This window comes from Streptomyces sp. NBC_00457 (genome assembly GCF_036014015.1).
Taxonomy (GTDB): Bacteria; Actinomycetota; Actinomycetes; order Streptomycetales; family Streptomycetaceae; genus Streptomyces.
Genome location: NZ_CP107905.1, coordinates 4100479 through 4118123 on the forward strand (window position 1 = coordinate 4100479; position 17645 = coordinate 4118123).

General features: G+C 69.2%; 17 protein-coding genes. 10 read left to right on the forward strand and 7 right to left on the reverse strand.

Annotated features, from left to right (window positions below):
• Positions 1 to 2: 2 nt before the first annotated feature.
• The 5 genes from OG828_RS18420 to OG828_RS18440 form a co-directional block, all read right to left on the reverse strand.
• Positions 3 to 1154: an L-dopachrome tautomerase-related protein gene (locus OG828_RS18420; protein WP_328501738.1), complete on the reverse strand. Its 1152-nt coding sequence runs from the start codon at positions 1152 to 1154 to the stop codon at positions 3 to 5.
• A gap of 193 nt (positions 1155 to 1347) precedes the next feature.
• Positions 1348 to 1860, reverse strand: a complete 513-nt coding sequence (locus OG828_RS18425; RefSeq protein ID WP_328438730.1) for a nuclear transport factor 2 family protein — start codon at positions 1858 to 1860, stop codon at positions 1348 to 1350.
• Positions 1861 to 1925: 65 nt separating this feature from the next.
• Positions 1926 to 2738, reverse strand: a complete 813-nt coding sequence (locus OG828_RS18430; RefSeq protein WP_328504889.1) for an oxidoreductase — start codon at positions 2736 to 2738, stop codon at positions 1926 to 1928.
• A 123-nt stretch (positions 2739 to 2861) separates the two neighbouring features.
• Positions 2862 to 3182, reverse strand: a complete 321-nt coding sequence (locus OG828_RS49555; RefSeq protein WP_443062415.1) for a hypothetical protein — start codon at positions 3180 to 3182, stop codon at positions 2862 to 2864.
• A 346-nt stretch (positions 3183 to 3528) separates the two neighbouring features.
• On the reverse strand, positions 3529 to 4170 hold the full coding sequence (locus OG828_RS18440) for a TetR/AcrR family transcriptional regulator (protein ID WP_328501739.1): 642 nt from the start codon (positions 4168 to 4170) through the stop codon (positions 3529 to 3531).
• Positions 4171 to 4325: 155 nt separating this feature from the next.
• Here OG828_RS18440 and OG828_RS18445 point away from each other — a divergent pair, with 155 nt between their 5' ends.
• Genes OG828_RS18445 through OG828_RS18465 form a run of 5 tightly spaced genes read left to right on the forward strand, consistent with a single transcriptional unit; the run spans position 4326 to position 9384 of the window.
• Positions 4326 to 5237, forward strand: coding sequence for an SDR family oxidoreductase (locus OG828_RS18445; protein ID WP_328501740.1), 912 nt, complete (start codon positions 4326 to 4328; stop codon positions 5235 to 5237).
• 4 nt (positions 5238 to 5241) lie between these two features.
• Complete coding sequence (locus OG828_RS18450; RefSeq protein WP_328501741.1) at positions 5242 to 6381, forward strand: hypothetical protein; 1140 nt, start codon at positions 5242 to 5244, stop codon at positions 6379 to 6381.
• Complete coding sequence (locus tag OG828_RS18455; RefSeq protein WP_328501742.1) at positions 6378 to 7295, forward strand: alpha/beta fold hydrolase; 918 nt, start codon at positions 6378 to 6380, stop codon at positions 7293 to 7295. Before OG828_RS18450 ends, OG828_RS18455 begins: the two co-directional genes overlap by 4 nt.
• 17 nt (positions 7296 to 7312) lie before the next feature.
• On the forward strand, positions 7313 to 8236 hold the full coding sequence (locus OG828_RS18460; protein ID WP_328501743.1) for a metal-dependent hydrolase: 924 nt from the start codon (positions 7313 to 7315) through the stop codon (positions 8234 to 8236).
• A gap of 32 nt (positions 8237 to 8268) precedes the next feature.
• Positions 8269 to 9384 carry a PDR/VanB family oxidoreductase gene (locus tag OG828_RS18465; protein WP_328501744.1) on the forward strand — a complete coding sequence of 372 codons (1116 nt, stop codon included), beginning with the start codon at positions 8269 to 8271 and terminating at the stop codon, positions 9382 to 9384.
• Positions 9385 to 9533: 149 nt separating this feature from the next.
• Here the strand turns inward: OG828_RS18465 and OG828_RS18470 are convergent, their stop codons facing one another.
• Entirely contained in the window at positions 9534 to 9944 is a 411-nt protein-coding gene (locus tag OG828_RS18470) for a DUF1330 domain-containing protein (RefSeq protein WP_328501745.1), read from the reverse strand.
• Between the two features lie 957 nt (positions 9945 to 10901).
• Positions 10902 to 13082 (reverse strand): DEAD/DEAH box helicase, encoded by a 2181-nt coding sequence (locus OG828_RS18475; RefSeq protein ID WP_328442353.1) that lies wholly within the window; start codon positions 13080 to 13082, stop codon positions 10902 to 10904.
• Between the two features lie 147 nt (positions 13083 to 13229).
• Between OG828_RS18475 and OG828_RS18480 the strand changes: the two genes are divergently transcribed.
• The 5 genes from OG828_RS18480 (at position 13230) to OG828_RS18500 (ending at position 17641) form a co-directional block, all read left to right on the forward strand.
• Positions 13230 to 13481: a hypothetical protein gene (locus OG828_RS18480; protein WP_328357657.1), complete on the forward strand. Its 252-nt coding sequence runs from the start codon at positions 13230 to 13232 to the stop codon at positions 13479 to 13481.
• The gene (locus OG828_RS18485; RefSeq protein ID WP_328357660.1) at positions 13481 to 13873 is read left to right on the forward strand and encodes a type II toxin-antitoxin system VapC family toxin; all 393 of its coding nucleotides are present in this window, start codon (positions 13481 to 13483) and stop codon (positions 13871 to 13873) included. Before OG828_RS18480 ends, OG828_RS18485 begins: the two co-directional genes overlap by 1 nt.
• Before the next feature lie 670 nt (positions 13874 to 14543).
• Complete coding sequence (locus tag OG828_RS18490; RefSeq protein ID WP_328501746.1) at positions 14544 to 14666, forward strand: hypothetical protein; 123 nt, start codon at positions 14544 to 14546, stop codon at positions 14664 to 14666.
• A 123-nt stretch (positions 14667 to 14789) separates the two neighbouring features.
• Positions 14790 to 15887, forward strand: a complete 1098-nt coding sequence (locus OG828_RS18495; protein ID WP_328501747.1) for an alpha/beta hydrolase — start codon at positions 14790 to 14792, stop codon at positions 15885 to 15887.
• On the forward strand, positions 15884 to 17641 hold the full coding sequence (locus tag OG828_RS18500; protein ID WP_328501748.1) for an FAD-dependent oxidoreductase: 1758 nt from the start codon (positions 15884 to 15886) through the stop codon (positions 17639 to 17641). The genes OG828_RS18495 and OG828_RS18500 overlap by 4 nt, the downstream gene beginning before the upstream one ends.
• Positions 17642 to 17645 lie beyond the last annotated feature (4 nt).

Genomic DNA, 17645 nt, shown 5'->3' on the forward strand with positions numbered 1-17645 from the left:
GGTCACACGAGCCTGACCGGCCCGGCGTCGATCGGCAGGCGGACCAGGAGGTAGGGCTTGCGGCGCAGGTCCTTGCCTTCATGGAAGGGCGACAGCCGGTTGAGCTGGTTGGCGATGGCGTACAGGTGCCGGTCCGAGGCGACGGACAGGGTGTCGACCCAGAGCAGATCGCGCCCCTGGGCGAGGGTCCGGTACGTGCCGTTCGGGCTCCTGCGCCAGATCGCGTTGTGTTCCAGGTCGCCGCCGTACAGCCGCCCCTTGTCGTCGCTCTCCAGGCCGTCGGCCATCGGCTTGAACCCCAGGTCCTCGACCGTCGCCGCCACCTCGCCGTCCGTGGCGTCCGGATCGGCGAGGGCGTCGGTGGACCCACTGTGCAGCCGGCGGCTGGACAGCGGGCAGTAGTAGAGGCGCGTGCCGTCGGCGCTGAGAGCGATGCCGTCGGAGCCGGTCTCGTAGTACGTGGGCTCGCCGCCCGCGGGACGGACCATGAAGGGCTCGCCCTCGATGACGGGAAGGAACTGCTTGTCCGGGAGTGCCGAGGGGTGCCCGGTCAGCCGCCGCCAGGAGCGGCCCGTGGCGAGGTCGACCACGATGATGCCGTTGGAGCCGCCCGAGTCGGTGATGAACGCCATGCCCTCGGCGCCGCGCCGCAGGTCGAAGCGCACGTCGTTGGGGTAGCTGTTCGCCGGCACCACCTCGGGCGGGAAGAGGATCTTCCGTACGATCCGGTCGGTGCGCAGGTCGACCGCCACGAGCTTGGGACCGCCGTAGGAGGACCCGGCGAACCCCGGGCTTCCGGTGTCGAGGATCCACAGCCGGTCGGCCGGGTCGACGACGACGCTCTGCACCGACTGGAAGTGCCCGGCCAGGTCCGAGGCGTCCTGACGGTTCACCTCGGTATCGGGATAGGCCACCGGCTTCCCGCCCCGCAGTTCGGCGACGGTGAACGGGACGTCGTCGCCCCAGCGGGGAAAGTTGACGAAGACCCGGCCGCGGCGCGAGACGGTGACACCCGTCGGCATCGCGCCCCAGAAGCGGGCAACGACCTCGTAGTGACCGGCTGTTGAACCGGAGGGGGAGGCGGAGGCGGGTCCGGCGAGCTGGGTGGCGGCCAGCGACGCGGTGGTCGCCGTAAGGAACGTACGTCGTTTCATGCGAGCGTCTCCTGCTGGGTCAAGTCGCCGGAGGGCACGGCGAGTTGCCGCATCACCTCGGCGCGTGAGGGGATCGGCCGGTGGGGGCCGCCGCCTTGAGCAGCGCTGTCCGCCGGGGACATCGCCTGCGGCTGCCGCCAACTCCTGGAAGGGGAACGGGGCCAAACGCCCGGCGGAAGTGGTGCTCTCGGGTCTACCGGGCTGCCGGGCGGGTCTTCGCGACCATGCTGCGGTCCCCCGAGGAGACCATCACGTGAATGGGTACGGTGCTGACGCTCATGAGCGTCGCAAGGCCCCGGCGGCCCTGCTGGCGGGCGAGCGCCGGACCCATGAGGTGCATCAGGGAGGTGAGGGCCGGCATCGGACGCCCGAAGAGTGTGATCTCCGTGATGCGTGCCTCGTCGTCGAGCCGCAGCATCTGCACCTCCTCGAACGACTGGGAACCCACTCGCGCCCGGTAGACCAGGGCGTACGTGTCGCCCTCGCCGGTCTGGGTGTGGTAGCGGACGTCCTTGACCGCCGCGAACGCCACGGTCAGGAAGTCGCGCAGCTGGTCAGATCCCTCGAATCGGAACTGGTCGGTGAGCGGCGAGCTGAGCACGACGTCCGGGCTCAGGCACGCGACCGCGGCTTCGACATCACCGCGTTCCTCGGCGGAGCGCCAGCGCGCGACGGTAGCGGCGGCGGAGTGCAGGATCTCGGACACGGGTCTCTCCCGGAATCAACGGCGCGAACGGGTTTGTGGGTGGCGGAGTGCGCGGGTGGCGGGTGTCAGCCGGTGAGCTTGTTCATCGTGCGGACCTGCTTGTCCAGGACCCAGGCGGGAACGAAGCGGAGCATGCGTGCGCGTCCGGCCATGGGGCCGGCGGCGTAGCGCAGTTTCGGCTTCGCGTCGGTCACTGCCGCGACGACCGCCTTGGCGACCACGGCGGGGTCGTCACCGCCCTTGATCGCCTCCGCCATCAGGCGGTCGAAGATGTGCCGCTGGTCCGCGTAGACCTGCAGGGGCGTGTCGGGCTTGGCGCTGTTGGCCTCGAACCCGGTGTCGGTGTAGGCGGGTTCGACGATGAGCGAGCGGACGCCGTACTGCCGGACCTCGTGGTCCAGGGACTGGGAGTAGCCCTCGATCGCGTGCTTGGACGCGCCGTAGACGGCCATGTAGGGAGCGGGGATGAACCCCTGCACGGACGAGAGGTTGATGATGCGCCCGCGCCCCCGGGCGCGCATGTGCGGCAGGACCTCCTTCACCATGCGCATGACCCCGAAGACGTTGATGTCGAAGACGCCCTGGGCCTGCGCGAGGGAGGTCTCCTCGGCCGCGCCGATCGAGCCGACGCCTGCGTTGTTGACCAGGACGTCGATCCGCCCGAACCGGTCGATCACCTGCTGGACCACGGCGGTGACCGACTTGTCACTGACCACGTCGAGGTCGAAGAACGTCACACCCCGGAGCGGGGTGACGCGCGAGGTGTCGCGGCCCGTGCCGGCCACCTCGAAACCAGCTGCGACCAGCGCGAGCGCGGTCTGCTTGCCAATGCCGGAGGAGGCGCCCGTCACCAGGGCCACCGGCCGATTTGTCGTCATCATGCACTCCCGAACTCACCTGGGAAACCGATTGGTTTCCCCTTGGCCTTACTGTAAAGCGATCGGTTTACATTGCGCAAGCTCAAGCACGGAACCGATCCCAGGCCGCGCCGCCGTTCGGCTTCAGGTGGAGCTGACCGGCACGCGCCGGCATGGCGGCACGCGCCGGATGAGCAGGCAGGAGAGACGCGACAGCACCATCCGCGCGCTGTGATCGTCGAGTTCGCGCTCAACGGCTACTACGGCACCCCTGCCGAGGCGATTGCCAAGCGTGCCGGTGCCACGCAGCCGTACCCCTTCCGACTCATCCCAGGCGAGAAGGCGATCGCCGCCTTGACGCGGAGCACGGAAGACGCCCGAATGGCGGTCGAGAGCATGGGCGCCACCGGGCCGCTCAGCCCGATCGCCTTGCGTCGTTTCCGGATGGTCGATGGGCGCGGCCACGAACCATGGCGGGCCCGTTGCGTCGTGGGAGCTGCTGGACGATGGGGATCACTCACTGCCTGCGCTCCCGCTGGCGCGCCCGGGACCTGGCCCGCGCTGGACCCGACCCTGCCGTTGTCGCTGGGCGCCTGCAAATGCCCAGGCCCGCTAGGTGCCCTGTGTCTCTCGACTGCAGTCACTTCCGTATTCGCGCGAGGGACGCATTCGGCAGGCTCGAGTGCTGCGCGTAGCCATGATCGTCAGGCAAACCCGCCCGACAGTCGGCGAGTGCGCCGGGCCGCTGAAACAGGGGCCGCGGGCTATCGTCCGATGCGGAAAGCTCCTGCAGGCGTCCGGGCCTGCGGGGTCAGGGCTGATCGCTGATGGCTCGATAGGCCGCGGTGAACAGGGTGTGGCACAGGTCGATCAGTTCTTCGACGGTGGCGTTCTGGTGGCCGAGCGTCCAGTCCACGAGGAGTTCGTTGACTCCTCCGACCAGGCTCATCGCGGTCATGGTGAGCCGGTTGGAGGAGGCTGCCGGGCCGGGGGGCGGTCCGACGACGGCGGCGACCAGTGCTGCGAATTCGTGCAGCACCTCACGGCGGCGCACTTCGAGGCGGGGGCTGGCGCCCACGACCTCGATGAGCACCAGGCGGGCCTTGCGGGCGTCGCCGGCCAGTGTGCGGATGAACACCTCGAGTCCGGCGCGAAGTTGGGCGTCGACATCGGGTGCGGCAGCGGCTGCGGCCTGCGCGGTTTCGGCTGCGATCGTAGCGATCAGCTCGTTGTAGACCCCGGCGAGAAGGTCCTCGCGGTCGCGGAACGACTCGTAGAAGTAGCGCTCGGTCAGTCCGGCATGCGAGCACACCTGCTTGACGGAGACCGAGGCGTATCCGGCCGTGCCGAACAGGTCGAGGCCCGCCTGGATGAGGCGGGTGCGGCGTTCCTGCTGTCGTTGCGCCGCGTCGCGTCCGCCGTAGCGCCGCCCGGTGGTCTGCGTGCTGGTCATTTCTCCCCTTCGCAGAGGTGTTGACACCGGTGTGCTCTGAACTGACACTCTAGCTTGTCAGTTCATCTGACATGGCTTCGTGTCAGAAGTGCGTGGGGTCGCTTGTCGTTCGGCGCTCCGCCTCGTGCTCAGGGCAAGGAAGGGGCTCGACGACCGTGGCAGCACCGCCCAAGTACCCGTACAGGCCCAGCCGAAGAGACCGCGACAGGCTCCCCCGCACGAAACCGCTGACCGGCCGAGTGATCGCGGTCACCGGTGCGGGCCGCGGAATCGGGCGTGCCGTCGCGGCCCGGCTCGCCGCGGCCGGAGCCGCCGTGGCGATCGGCGATCTCGACGCGGAGCTCGCCATGGAGACGGCCGGCGCCATCGGCGCGCATCCCGGTGGCCGACCGCTCGGGCTGCCTCTCGACGTCACCGACACACCGTCCTTCGAGGACTTCCTGCGCACTGTCGAGACCCAGCTGGGGCCGATCGACGTACTGATCAACAACGCCGGAATCATGTGGGTGGGCCCCTTCGAGGAGGAACCGGAGGAAGCCGCCCTGCGCCAGTTCGACGTCAACGTCCACGGCGTACAGCGGGGGATGAAACTCGTGATCCCGGGGATGCGGAAACGCGGTCGCGGCCACGTGGTGAACATCGCCTCCGCCGCCAGCAAGGTCGCCCCGGCCGGCGAGGCGACCTACGCGGCGACGAAGCACGCCGTCCACGGCTACAGCACAGCCGTCCGCGCCGAACTGCGCGGCACCGGCGTGCACGTGTCCTTGGTGATGCCCGGCGTCGTGGACACCGAGCTGGCCGTGGGCACCGCGACCGGCCCCACCCGGCGCCTGACGCCGGATCAGGTGGCCGACGCGGTGCTCGACGTCGTGCTGCGCCCGCGGTTCGAGGTCTTCGTTCCCCGCCAGGTGGCCGCCCTGACCCGGCTGGCCGCGGTGCTGCCGGGCCGTGCCCGCGACGCCCTGCATCACCACCTTGTCCCCGACCAGCTCGCCGCCCTGTCCGACCGGTCGGTCCGCGCGGCCTACGAGCAGCGCACCCGGACCGCCCGACTGCCCGAAGGATGAGCCCGTGACCACCACGCCCACGCCGGCGACGTCCAACGCGAAGAAGGCCCAGGACGCCGCCGCTCCGCGTCCCATCCCCGAATTCGAGGGTGTCCACGACGTATGGCCCCGCGGTGACCGGCTGCGCGCGGTGCGCAGCGCCGCGGCCACCTACCGTGAGCGGTTCGTCCAGCAGGGCCGCATCCACGCCGTCCGCAGTTTCGACATCGCCGCCGCCCCGTACCCGACCCGGTTCGGCTTCCACGGCGCCGCGCTCGCCGTCAACCCGTTCGTGAGCATCGTCAACCGGATGCTCGTCGTGCAGTTCGACGGCTTCGACGGTGAGCCGAAAACACTGGTGTGGGAGCCGACCGTCGCCGCCGGAACGGCTCAAGCGCCGTTCTACGCCCAGCTCAAGCGGCTGGCGGGGGACTTTCTCACCGAGCACGTCTTCGCCCGCTACTACCAGGACCCGAACACCGTCCTGCCCTCCTGCGGTCTGCGCCCCGAGGACGTGGACTTCGTCAGCTTCGACCACCTGCACGTCCAGGACGTGCGCATGATCATGGGAAGTACCAGCACGATTCCCGGCGAACGGGCGCCCCGCGAAGCGCTGTTCCCGCGCGCCCGGCTGCTGGTGCACCGCAGGGAACTGGGCACCTTCGAGTCGACGCACCCGATGCAGTGGGCCTGGTACGTCGACGGAGGCATGGACGGCGTACTGGACGAGCGCATCACCGCCTTCGACGGCGATGTCGAACTCGGTGTCGGCGTCAGCCTGCTGTGGACCCCCGGCCATACGGACGGCAACCACTCCCTGGTGCTGAACACCCCCGACGGGGTGTGGGTCTCCTCCGAGAACGGCATCTCGGCCGACAACTGGCAGCCCGAGCTCTCCCACATCCCCGGGGTGCGCCGCCACGCCACGTTCTACGGCCGTGAGGTGGTGCCCAACGCCAACACCCTGGAGGACTCCCTCGACCAGTACGACTCCATGGTCAAGGAGAAGACCCTCGCCGACCCCAGCCGACGCGATCCGCGCTGGCTGCAGATCCTGCCCTCCTCGGAGCTGGCCCCCTTCAAGCGGCAGTGGCCTGTGCTGCCCAGCTTCGTCCACGGCGGTCTGAACTACGGCGAACTGACCCCTGCCGGTGGTGGCCGGTGACCGGCCCGGCCGCCCGCCGGATCGCCGTGGACGGCGTGGACGGTGTGGAGTTGGCCGCCTACCAGTGGGGAGCGCCCACGGCTCCTCCGGTGGTGCTGGTCCACGGCTATCCGGACACCAGCGCCGTGTGGCACCCCGTCGCCGAGCGCCTGGCCGACCGCTTTCACGTCACCGCCTTCGATGTGCGAGGAGCCGGTGCCTCCCAGCGGCCCAGGGGGCTGCGCGCTTACCGGCTGTCCCGCCTGGAAGCCGACTTGGCGGCGGTTCTCGACGCCGTGAGCCCCGACCGCCCGGTGCACCTGGTCGGACACGACTGGGGATCGATCCACTCCTGGGAGTCGGTCACCGGCACCCGCCTGGCCGGGCGGATCGCCTCGTTCACGTCCATCTCAGGACCCTGCCTGGACCACGTCGGCCACTTGATCCGGGCCCGCCTTCGGCCGCGCCATCCGGATCTGCCGAAGCTGCTGCGGCAGGCCGTACGGTCCTGGTACATCGCCTACTTCCATGTCCCGCTCCTGCCCGCCCTGACCTGGCGAGCACTGGGACACCGCTGGCGCGCCTTCCTCACCGGCTCCCAAGGCGTGCCCGGGGACACCCCCTACCCCGCGCCGACGCTGGCCCGCGACGCCGTGACGGGCGCCGCGCTGTACCGCGCCAACATGCTGCCCCGCCTGCTGCGTCCCCGGGACCGGCCGACCACCGTCCCGATCCAACTCATCATCCCCACCCGCGATTTCTGCGTCACCCCGGTGCTGTCGTACGGAGTGGAGCACTGGACGCGCCAGATACAGCGGCGCCCGATCGACGCCGGGCACTGGGTACAGCTCAGCCACCCCGAGGAGGTCGCGTCCCGGATCGCGGAATTCGCCCACCGCGTCGAGGACGGCTCCCTCGCACACACCGACCACTGACGGAGGACGAACCTGTCATGTTCCGAGCCGCACATGCCCACCCGCACCGTCCGTCCGAGCCCATCGACCATCCCATCGACCACCACGACCTGGTGCTACAACCCCGGGACGTCACCTTCGACTGGGGCGCCACCCCGCTGCACTGGCTGCCGGGTGAGCCCTTCGCGACCCACACCTTCGATGTGCTCCACCTCATGCTCCCCGAGCTAGAACGCTGGTTCGTCCGCACCTTCGAGCAGGCACTGCCACTGATCACCGATGACCGGCTGCGCGAGGACGTACGCGGGTTCATCGGCCAGGAAGCGATGCACGCCGAGGCGCATCAGGAGGTCCTGGAGCACCTGCTCACCAAGGGTCTTGACCCGGCTCCGTACACCCTGCAGTCCGAATGGATCTTCCGCAGGGTGCTCGGAGACCGGCCGGAGCTGACGCCGGCCGCCCGTCACGCGCACCTCCTCCAACGGCTCGCCCTCATCGCGGCCTTCGAGCACTTCACCGCGTACATGGGTCACTGGATTCTCAGCAACGGGCACCTTGACCGGGCTGGTGCGGACCCCGCGATGCTCGATCTGTTCCGCTGGCACGGCGCGGAGGAGGTCGAACACCGTTCGGTCGCGTTCGACCTGCTGGCGCACCTCGACCCCCGGTACCGGCGTCGAGTGGCCGGCATGCTCGTCACCGCTCCGGTGCTGACCCGGCTGTGGATCCGCGGAGTCCGCTTCCTGATGAGCGCCGACCCCGAACTCGACGACCGGGTCAAGGTCCGCTTCCGCGACTACCTGGCCGCGACCCGCAAGGACCTGTTGCCACCACCGGTCTCGTTCGCCCGCTCGGTGCTGCGCTACTTCCGCCCCGGCTACCACCCGACCCAGGAGGGCTCGACCCAGCAGGCTGTCGCCTACCTGGCGGTGTCCCCCGCTGCCCGAGCGGCTGCCCGATGACCCGGCAACCAGCGAGGCATGTGAGGCATCCCATGGACATCAGCGCACCCGTCACCCGGCCGCCGGACCTGTACGGCAGGCCGCGCGGCGACTCTTTCATGCAGGACCTGGCGGCTTTCGGCGACCACGCGGTCACGCGCCTCGCGCGGCGCAGCACTCCTCCCCGGCGCCCGCCGGCCACCGAGACGCCCGCGATCCGGGAACTGGTGGTCGCCGCCAAGCACCAGGAGGCCGAGGATGTCGTCTCCCTGCGGCTGGCAGCACCCGAGGGGGCATCCGACGGAGGAATACTCCCGCCCTGGCAGCCCGGCGCCCACATCGAACTGCGCCTGCCCTCCGGCCGTAAGCGGCAGTACTCTCTGTGCGGCGACCCTGCCGACCGGTACCGGTACCGCATCGCGGTGCGCCGCATCGCCGACGGCGGAGGCGGTTCGGCCGAGGTGCACGACACCCTCGGAGAGGGTATGCGGGTCGCCATCACCGGGCGGCCCCGGAACGCCTTCCCCTTCGCCGCCGAAGCATCCATCCTGCTCATCGCGGGCGGCATCGGCATCACCCCGATCCTGCCGATGGCTCGGGAAGCCGCCCGACGCGGGCTGGACTGGAGGCTCGTGCACACCGGCCGCAGCCGCGGCTCGATGCCCTTCGCGGCAGAGCTGGCCGAACTCGCGGCCGCAGCCCCTGACCGGGTCTCCATCCGTCCTGACGACGAGTCCGGCGTGCCCGAAGCAGCCGATCTCTTGAGCTCGATCCCGGCGGCGGGTGCGGTGTACTGCTGCGGGCCCGCGCCCATGATCGACGGCGTGCGGCGCGCGTTCGGTGGCAGCCGCGCGTCAGCCCTGCATTTCGAGCGGTTCGCCCCGGCCCCGATCACGGACGGCCGTCCCTTCGAACTTCAGCTGGGCGACACCGGGCGGGTTCTGCCGGTGCCGTACGACCGCTCCGCCCTGGATGTTCTCCACGAGGCCCTGCCGGACCTGCCGTTCTCCTGCCGCCAGGGGTTTTGCGGCACCTGCCGGGTACGGGTGGCCCAGGGCCAGGTCGATCACCGTGACCGCCGACTCACCGCCACCGAACGCGCGGCCGGCGCCATGCTGCCCTGCGTCTCGCGTGCACCGGAAGGAGAGCGGTTGGTGCTGGATGTGTGAGCGATGGCCGGGCGCCCGTCGAGGAAGTCTTGTGTGACGCCCTCGCATGCGTAACCGAGGTGTTCCGACAATGGACCGAGCGCACTGGCGCCGACGCCATCAAGCCGCCCGCCACTGCCACTCCGCGTTTGCCGGAGGCGTCCGTCGCTTTAAGGCTTGAGCACCGCCAGTACATCGTCGAGCGAAACGTCGGCGGGGTCACTCATATCGAGACCATCGAACGTCTGCCAGGTATAGGACGCCGTCCCGTCCTCCCGCAGCGGATGCAAGTCGGCCAAGTCCGGATCGTCCCGGAAGCTGTTGAAAGCCTCTTCGGACTCCCATTCAACGACAAACAGAACCTGCCGTGGCGCGAGGTCACCGGCTACGTTGTCCCGGAAACGACCAAACGCCACCATTCGACCACCATATTGCGGAGCCACTTCGGGCAGACGGCTGAAATACGCGAGGTACTTCTCCACGTCGACCACGTCAAACATATTCAGGGCGTAAAACTTCTTCTTCTGTGAATTCGCACTCATTGCCAATACCCTCTCCAGCATCAGGAAACTGGTGTTCACTGCTCTAGGCGGGCGCGATTTGCGCCATCTCGGAGACTGGCCGCGAAGAAGGTACGCCGCGCCATGGACTCACCCCACTTCCGCGACGAGAAACCGATCGGTTTCCTCATCGTAAACCGATCGGTTTTCACGCGCAAGTCCGAGCGGAGGGGCGCCGTTCGGCGTGTCCCGATGTCCGCGCGACACTTCCTCCCCGGCCGTCTACAACCTGGCGCATACCGCCGCCCACGAGTTGGAGACCCTGCACGCGCTGCACCTCATCGAAGCCATCGGCGACGAACGGCGCGAGAGTCATCAAGGCTCGGGACAACTTCAAACCCGACGCCCCTCCTCTGCCAGGAGATTGAAGACGTCGGACGGATACAGATCCGCTTCGGCCTCGGAGTCTCGAATAAGGCGTGGGTAGGGCGGGCACTCTCATTCCTCCCAGCACGAATCCAGCACGGTAGGGATGAGCAGGGGTGATGACAGGTGACGACAGGTCAGGTATCCCAGCACCACCCCAGCACGGGAAAAACCAAGGGCCCGACCCCGAAGAGCCGGACCCATTCTGACCCGCACGTTTACCAGATCAGCGACGTGGTGATACGTCACCCGCTACACGTTGAAGCGGAACTCTCAACGCAGCGCTCCCACCTGCAGAGACCTCCCTTCGAGTGATCGTATCCAGCACCCATCCAGCACCGTCTGGGCCGATCCAGCACATCCAGCACGTCAAGCCGCAGAGACAGACTCCTCCGACCCTCGACCGCAGGGCGCATGGCGTTCTGCATGACGTCCCGACAACGGTCCCACGCCTCCGGGACAAGGTGACCGTAGATGTCCACGGTGGTCTTGATCGACTTGTGGCCGAGCCAGCGAGAGACCTTGCAGATCGGTATGCCGTTGGCCAACGCGGTCGAGGCGAAGAAGTGCCACAGGCTGACGGGCGCGTACTTGGCCTTGCCCCAACCCGATTCACTCGGCTGCCGTGAGCCTCTCGTCCGCCATGCCCAGACGCGCCTGTTCCTCCTCGACGATCCGGCGTGCCAGCTCGGTGTCCGACACGTCGACCGCGTCCGGGGTGGCTTCGGCAACGGCGCTGCGACGGGCGTATGCATCGAACAGGCGTGTCTTGGCCTCCAGCATCTTCACCATGCGTTCGTCCACGCCCCCGGTGGCGAGGAGACGGTACACGCGAACCGGCCTGACCTGCCCCATACGGTGGGCCCGGGCCACCGCCTGATGTTCGATGGTCGGCTTGATCTGGGGTTCACAGATGACGACGACGGAGGCAGCCTGCATGTTGAGGCCGACGCCCGCTGCCTGGATCTGCGCCAAGAGCACCGCGGGGCCCGAGACGCCAGCGAAGTCGTCGACGATCTGCTGCCGCCGCCCGGCCGGGACGCTTCCTGTGAGCGAACCGAACACTGGAGTGCCGTCGGTGGTTCCGGCCACGAGTGCTTCCTTCACCACGCCCAGTACGTCCTTGAAATGGGAGAAGACCACCGTCTTCTGCCCGTTCTCGCCGGCCTCCTGAACGATCTCCAGGAGCCGGTCCAGCTTCGTCGACTCCTCGGGGCGCATGTACGCGGCCCTGCGCATCGCCATGAAGTTGCCGGCGCGCACGGCTTCGCGGTACACCTCCTCGTCCGATGCGCTCAGCTCCTCCCACTCGTCGGTCTGCTGCAGACTCGGGAGTTCTGTCAGTACATCCTCTTGGTTGCGCCGCAGGTAGACCGGGGCCACGGCCTTGCGGAAGGCGACCGATCCGGCCAACGCGTCCCGTTCGCTCAGGGAATCCGCGACGTCGCCGTCGAGCATCCGGACCAAGTCGCGGAACTCCACAACCCTGTTCTCCATCGGGGTTCCGGTCATGAACAGGGCGTGCCCGCAACGCTCCGCCCACAGGGCGACCGCCTGGGACCGCTTGGCCTTCGGGTTCTTCACGAAGTGCGCTTCGTCGACCACGAGCAGTCCAACCTCCCCGCCGCCCGGTACGGGAAACCCGCGCAGTGCGTCGAACGTGGTCACCGCGACTCCACCACGCCCCTTCCAGTCGGCGAACGCGTAGTGCCGATCGGGGCCGTGGAGCACCATGACACGCATGGCACTGCGGGCCTCGACCTCTCGTGTCCAGTTCACCAGGACACTCGCCGGGCAAACGACCATGAAGTGGCTCTGTCCCTCGGCGACCAGGTGTGCCAGCACAGCGATCGCCTGGATGGTCTTCCCGAGGCCCATCTCGTCTCCGAGTATCACCTTGCGTTGCGCAAGCGCGAACCGCGCGCCGAACGCCTGGTAACCGCGCAGGGAGACCCGCCGGTGCGCGTCGTCGAGGTGTTGGGTCCGTACCCGCTCGGCAATCTCGTCCGGCAGGAACCCCTCGGCGGCGGCCGCGTCCGGCAGCCGGCCGGAGATCTCGGCGAGCACGCTGTAGTACTCGGCAGAGCGGAGTTCGAAGTCCATCCAGGCCGCGATGTCGGACGAAGGCCCCCGGAGCAGGTCTACCGATGCCTGGGCCAGCAGCCCAGGCAGGCCCGCCCGCTCCGCCTCGTCCACCAGCGACCGGATCTCGGTGACCGCCGCCAACGCGCGAGCCTTCTTCTCCTGGCCCGCCAGGAACATCCGGATGCGTCCGGCGGCGGGCCTGGCGTCGGCGAGCAACGGAACGAGCCGTTCCGACAGGACGGCGGCCTTGTCGACCGCACGCCGAGCGTCCGGACCGGCCTCCACCAGTACGTGCAACGCCATGACGAGCGCGGTGGTGCTCGGTTCCGGCCGGTCCACGTCGATGTGGACGGCAACGGTCTGGTGCACAGCCTCGGAGAGTCGGCGGGCGGCGGCGAGCATATGGTCAACGGTGCGCTGCCCGACACCGGGAATCTGCCGCAACCTGTACGAGCCCGCTTCGAGGACACTGCCCAATGTGCGCAGTCCGCTCTTCTCAACGATCCCCAGCCTCAGCCGTCCTTCAGTGACGTCCTGCAGCCGAACGACAGGGATGGCGTCGAGCTCCCGCTTCACCGCTGCGTCGTGAATCGGCTTCAGTGCCGCCCGCGCCGCGTCCACGGCCCTCCCGTGGTCACCGACCACTGCCTGCGCCGCCTCGCACAGTCGCGCTCCCCTCGCGACCGTGTCCCGCTCACCCCGCCCCACGCTTCCCGCCCCTCCGTCGCCCTCGCCGGATCCTCCCACCGCCACACCGGCTCCCGACAGGCGTTCACGCAGCCCGGCGGATCGATCGGACCCCGCGAGGAGCTGTTCACACCCCAAAGACTTACGACCGCCGGTAGGATTGGCACCATGAGTAGTAGCAGGAAATACTCGATCAGTCTGCCTGAAGATCTCGCCGAGGCCGTGCGCGCCCACGTCGGGCCCGGCGGTTTCTCCGCCTACGTTGCCGAGGCTCTCGAACAGCGGGTTGCGATGGACAAGTTGCGGGAGATCGTCGCCGACTTCGAGACCGACAACGAGGAACTCACCCGCGAAGAGATCGAGGCCGCACGCGCGGTGCTGCGCCACGACCACCGACAGGCCGGCGGGGCCGCCGCCTGATGCCCGGCACCGTGCTGCTCGACAGCGAAGGGCTCTCGAAGCTCTACCGCAAGGACCGCACCGTCGTGGCTCTGGTCCAGGCGGCGTCGGAAGAGGGCATCCGTGTGGCCACCAGTGCCATGACCACCCTTGAGGCCGACTACGACCGCATCCACCAGGCCCGTATCAAGTGGGTCCTCTCCCGCGTGGACGTTCACGACGTCACCAAGGAGATCGCCGACCGGGCCGCCGTCCTTCTTCGCACCCATCACCTCCACGGCCACAAGTACGCCATCGATGCCGCTCTCGCCGCCATCGCCCACAGCGTGCCCCAGCCGGTCACGGTCCTCACTTCTGACCCCGAGGACCTGACACTCCTGTGCGGCCCTACCGTGGAAGTCGTCAAAGTCTGAGAAGTTTCACTGCCCCGCTGACCAGGCCTGAGCGGAACACTCAATACGGCGCTCCCACCTGCGGAAACGCCCTTCGGATGATCGTATCCAGCGCCCATCCAGCACCGTCTGAGCCGATCCAGCACATCCAGCACGTCAAGCCGCAGAGACACCCGGCCGCGAGGAAGACGCTGGACGCCTTTGTCCGTTCGGTCAAGGTACGCGCGCCCGAATCGGGCGTCCGCGGCGAACCCGACCACCGACGTATTCTCCTTCGCCAGCGACTCCGCCTTCGTGGAGTTCCTGTTGTCGGCCGTGCAGATGCCGGCCAACGGTTCGACGAACTCCAGCGCGCCGGCCACATGGCCGGCTGCCGCGTGGAAGCGGAAGCGGCGGGCCGGGCGTCCCATCGCCCCGTCGTCGGGAAAGAGTTCCTCCGCCCAGCCGCGGCCGGTCAGGTCGGACTCGACCGTGGGGCGCGAGAGTCCGGCGGTCTTGGCCAGCTGACTGAGCGTGGTGGGGGCACCGGCATGGCGCAGGGCGCGCAGGGCCGCCTTGGCGTTCTGCGCGCGGATGAACGCCTGGTCGGCGCCGCTGTTCTGAGGAGTCCGCATGCCGTCCCCAGGTCATTGCGCGCACGAGCGCCGCTACCGGTACGCCCAAGCGGTGGGTCGGCACCGGCAGCTTCCACGTGACCGGCCTCTCCGACCGCGACCCGCTGCACAAACTGCCGGTCGTCGAGCAGCTGGAGGCCGCGCTCTACACCGACGCCCTGGTCACCCTCGCCCCCACGCGCACCCTCCCGCCGAAGTAGCCGCCCTCCGGGACGCTGATGAGCGCCATGCATCACGGCGTCCCCAACCGGCATTGGACCGCCCGGGAGCCGGTCACCAATAGTGCTGGGCATGGGCGCAGACGCCGTGACGGAGGTTCACCGATGACCAGCTCCCCCCCACCCGGAACCACCGAGCCGGCCCGTGCCGCCTCGCCGTTGACGATCAGCGAGCAAGGCGCGTTCTGGGTCGGTGTCGGGCGCAAGCCGACCGAGGCCGGGACCGCCGCCGAGGCCGCGATGTACGTCCAGTACCAGATCCCGGCCGATCTCCGGCATCCGCTGCCCGTGGTGATGGTCCACGGGGGCGGCGGCCAGGGCTCGGACTACCTGTCGACGCCTGACGGCCGCCCCGGCTGGGCCACCCGGTTCGTCGAGGCCGGTTACGCCGTGTACGTGGTCGACCGTCCGGGGCACGGGCGCTCCCCGTACCACCCCGATGTCCTCGGGCCCATCGAGGGCGCGGCGCCGACGTACGAGTTCATCCGCTGGCTGTTCTGCGACGGGGCGGGACGACCCGTCAGCCAGTGGCCCGGCAGCGGCGAAATCGGCGACGACTGCGCGCTGGACCAGCTGATGGCGAGCCAGGGCCCGACGCTGCCCACCTTCACCGCGAACGAGGAGCAGATGCGGCGCTGCGGGGCCGAGTTGCTGGACCGGATCGGACCGGCCGTGCTGATCACCCACTCCATGGGGGCGCCCTTCGGCTGGTTGGTCGCCGATGCACGGCCCGGGCTGGTGAAGGCCGTCGTCTCCATCGAGCCGATAGGACCCCCGTTCGTCGAACTGCCCGGCCTCGGAAAGCTGGAGTGGGGGCTCACCGCGGCCCCGATCACTTACGAGCCGCCGGTGCGGACCCCGGAGGAACTGCGCACCCGGCTGCGCGAGGCCGGGGGCGACGGGCCGCAGGACTGCCTGGTCCAGGACGAACACGCCGGCCCCGTGCGGTCCCTGCCAGGGCTGCGGGGCTTCCCGATCGCCGTGGTCGCGGCCGACGCCTCACCGTTCGCGGGGTTCCAGCACGGTGTCGCCGGCTACCTCGCCCAGGCCGGTGCGGACGTCGAGTTGCTGCGCCTGGCGGACCTGGGGCTCACGGGCAACGGTCACCTGCCCATGGGTGAGAAGAACTCCGACGACGTGGCCGAGGCGCTGATGACCTGGCTGACCAAGCGGCTGGCGGCGGTGGAGGAAACCTCCCGATGACAACCGCGACAACCGTCGAGACCGAGGTGCTCATCGTGGGCAGCGGCCCCGCGGGAGCGAGCGCCGCACTGGCACTGAGCACTTATGGTGTGCCGAACGTCATGGTCACCCGCTACTCACGCCTCGCGGACACGCCCCGGGCGCACATCACCAACCAGCGCACCATGGAAGTGCTGCGTGACCTCGGTGTGGAAGAGGACGTGATCGCCCAGGCCACCCCGCAGCACCTGATGGGCAACACCGTCTTCTGCACCGCCCTCGCGGGCGAGGAGCTCGGCCGGCTGAGGTCCTGGGGCAACGAGCCGCTCGTGCAGGCCGCGCACGAGCTGGCCAGCCCCACCCGGATGTGTGACATGCCGCAGCACCTCATGGAACCGGTGCTCGTGAACGCGGCCATAGCACGCGGAAGCCAACTACGGTTCGGCACCGAGTACCTGTCGCACGAGCAGGACGCCGACGGCGTGACCGCCACGGTCCGCGACCGGCTGCGCGGCGACACGTACACTATCCGGGCCAAGTACCTGATCGGCGCGGACGGCGGCCGCAGCAAGGTGGCCGAGGACGCCGGGCTGCCGATGGGCGGCCAGATGGGCGTGGCCGGCAGCATCAACATCGTCTTCGACGCGGACCTCACCAAGTACGTGGCGCACCGCCCCGCCACCCTCTACTGGGTGCTGGCGCCCGGCGCGACCGTGGGCGGCATCGGCGCCGGTCTGGTGCGCTGCGTACGGACGTGGAACGAGTGGCTGATCGTGTGGGGCTACGACGTCGATGCCGGGCCGCCGGACCTCACCGAGGAGTACGCCCTGTCCGTCGTACGCAAGCTGATCGGCGACGACGAGATCCCGGTGACCATCAAGTCGTCCTCCGCGTGGACGGTCAACGAGATGTACGCCGAGACCTACTCGAGCGGCCGGGTGTTCTGCGCGGGCGACGCCTGCCACCGTCACCCACCGTCCAACGGGCTGGGCTCCAACACCTCCACACAGGACTCCTACAACCTGGCGTGGAAGCTGAAGCTGGTCCTGGACGGCATCGCGTCCCCGTCCCTGCTGGACACCTACAGCGACGAGCGCGCGCCGGTCGGCAAGCAGGTCGTCACCCGGGCCAACCAGTCCATCGGTGAGACGGCACCCGTCTTCGAGGCGCTCGGCGGCCTGGCGCCGCAGACCCCCGAACAGCTGTGGCGGAACATCGCCGCCCGCAAGGACGCCACTACGGAGGCCGAGGAGCAGCGGGCGCGGCTGCGGGAGGCGATCGCCTTCAAGGCATACGAGTTCAACGCCCACGGCGTGGACCTCAACCAGCGCTACACCTCCGCCGCGATCGTCCCGGACGGCACACCGGACCCCGGCTTCGCACGCGACCCCGAGCTGCACTTCCAGCCGAGCACCCGCCCCGGCGCCAAGCTCCCGCACGCCTGGCTCAGCTCCGGCACCCGCAATCTGTCCACCCTGGACCTGGGCGGAAACGGCCGGTTCACCCTGATCACCGGCATCGGCGGCGAGCCCTGGACGGAGGCCGCCCGCATCCTCGGCAAGGAGTTCGGCCTGGAGATCGCCACGGCGGTCATCGGCCCCGGCCAGGAGTACGAGGACCCGTACGGAGACTGGGCCCGGCTGCGGGAGATCGGCGACTCGGGCGCGCTGCTGGTGCGGCCGGACAACCACGTGGCCTTCCGCCGCCAGGACGCCACCGGTGACGTCACGGCCGCACTGGGGGACGCGCTCCGGCAGATTCTCGGACGGGGCTGAGCGG

Excerpts from the sequence above, each read along its gene's own strand:
- OG828_RS18495 (WP_328501747.1), top strand. The coding sequence starts at position 14,790 with ATGACCAGCTCCCCCCCACCCGGAACCACCGAGCCGGCCCGTGCCGCC.
- OG828_RS18480 (WP_328357657.1), top strand. The coding sequence starts at position 13,230 with ATGAGTAGTAGCAGGAAATACTCGATCAGTCTGCCTGAAGATCTCGCC.
- OG828_RS18460 (WP_328501743.1), top strand. The coding sequence starts at position 7,313 with ATGTTCCGAGCCGCACATGCCCACCCGCACCGTCCGTCCGAGCCCATC.
- OG828_RS18440 (WP_328501739.1), bottom strand. The coding sequence starts at position 4,170 with ATGACCAGCACGCAGACCACCGGGCGGCGCTACGGCGGACGCGACGCG.
- OG828_RS18465 (WP_328501744.1), top strand. The coding sequence starts at position 8,269 with ATGGACATCAGCGCACCCGTCACCCGGCCGCCGGACCTGTACGGCAGG.
- OG828_RS18420 (WP_328501738.1), bottom strand. The coding sequence starts at position 1,154 with ATGAAACGACGTACGTTCCTTACGGCGACCACCGCGTCGCTGGCCGCC.
- OG828_RS18500 (WP_328501748.1), top strand. The coding sequence starts at position 15,884 with ATGACAACCGCGACAACCGTCGAGACCGAGGTGCTCATCGTGGGCAGC.
- OG828_RS18430 (WP_328504889.1), bottom strand. The coding sequence starts at position 2,738 with ATGACGACAAATCGGCCGGTGGCCCTGGTGACGGGCGCCTCCTCCGGC.
- OG828_RS18485 (WP_328357660.1), top strand. The coding sequence starts at position 13,481 with ATGCCCGGCACCGTGCTGCTCGACAGCGAAGGGCTCTCGAAGCTCTAC.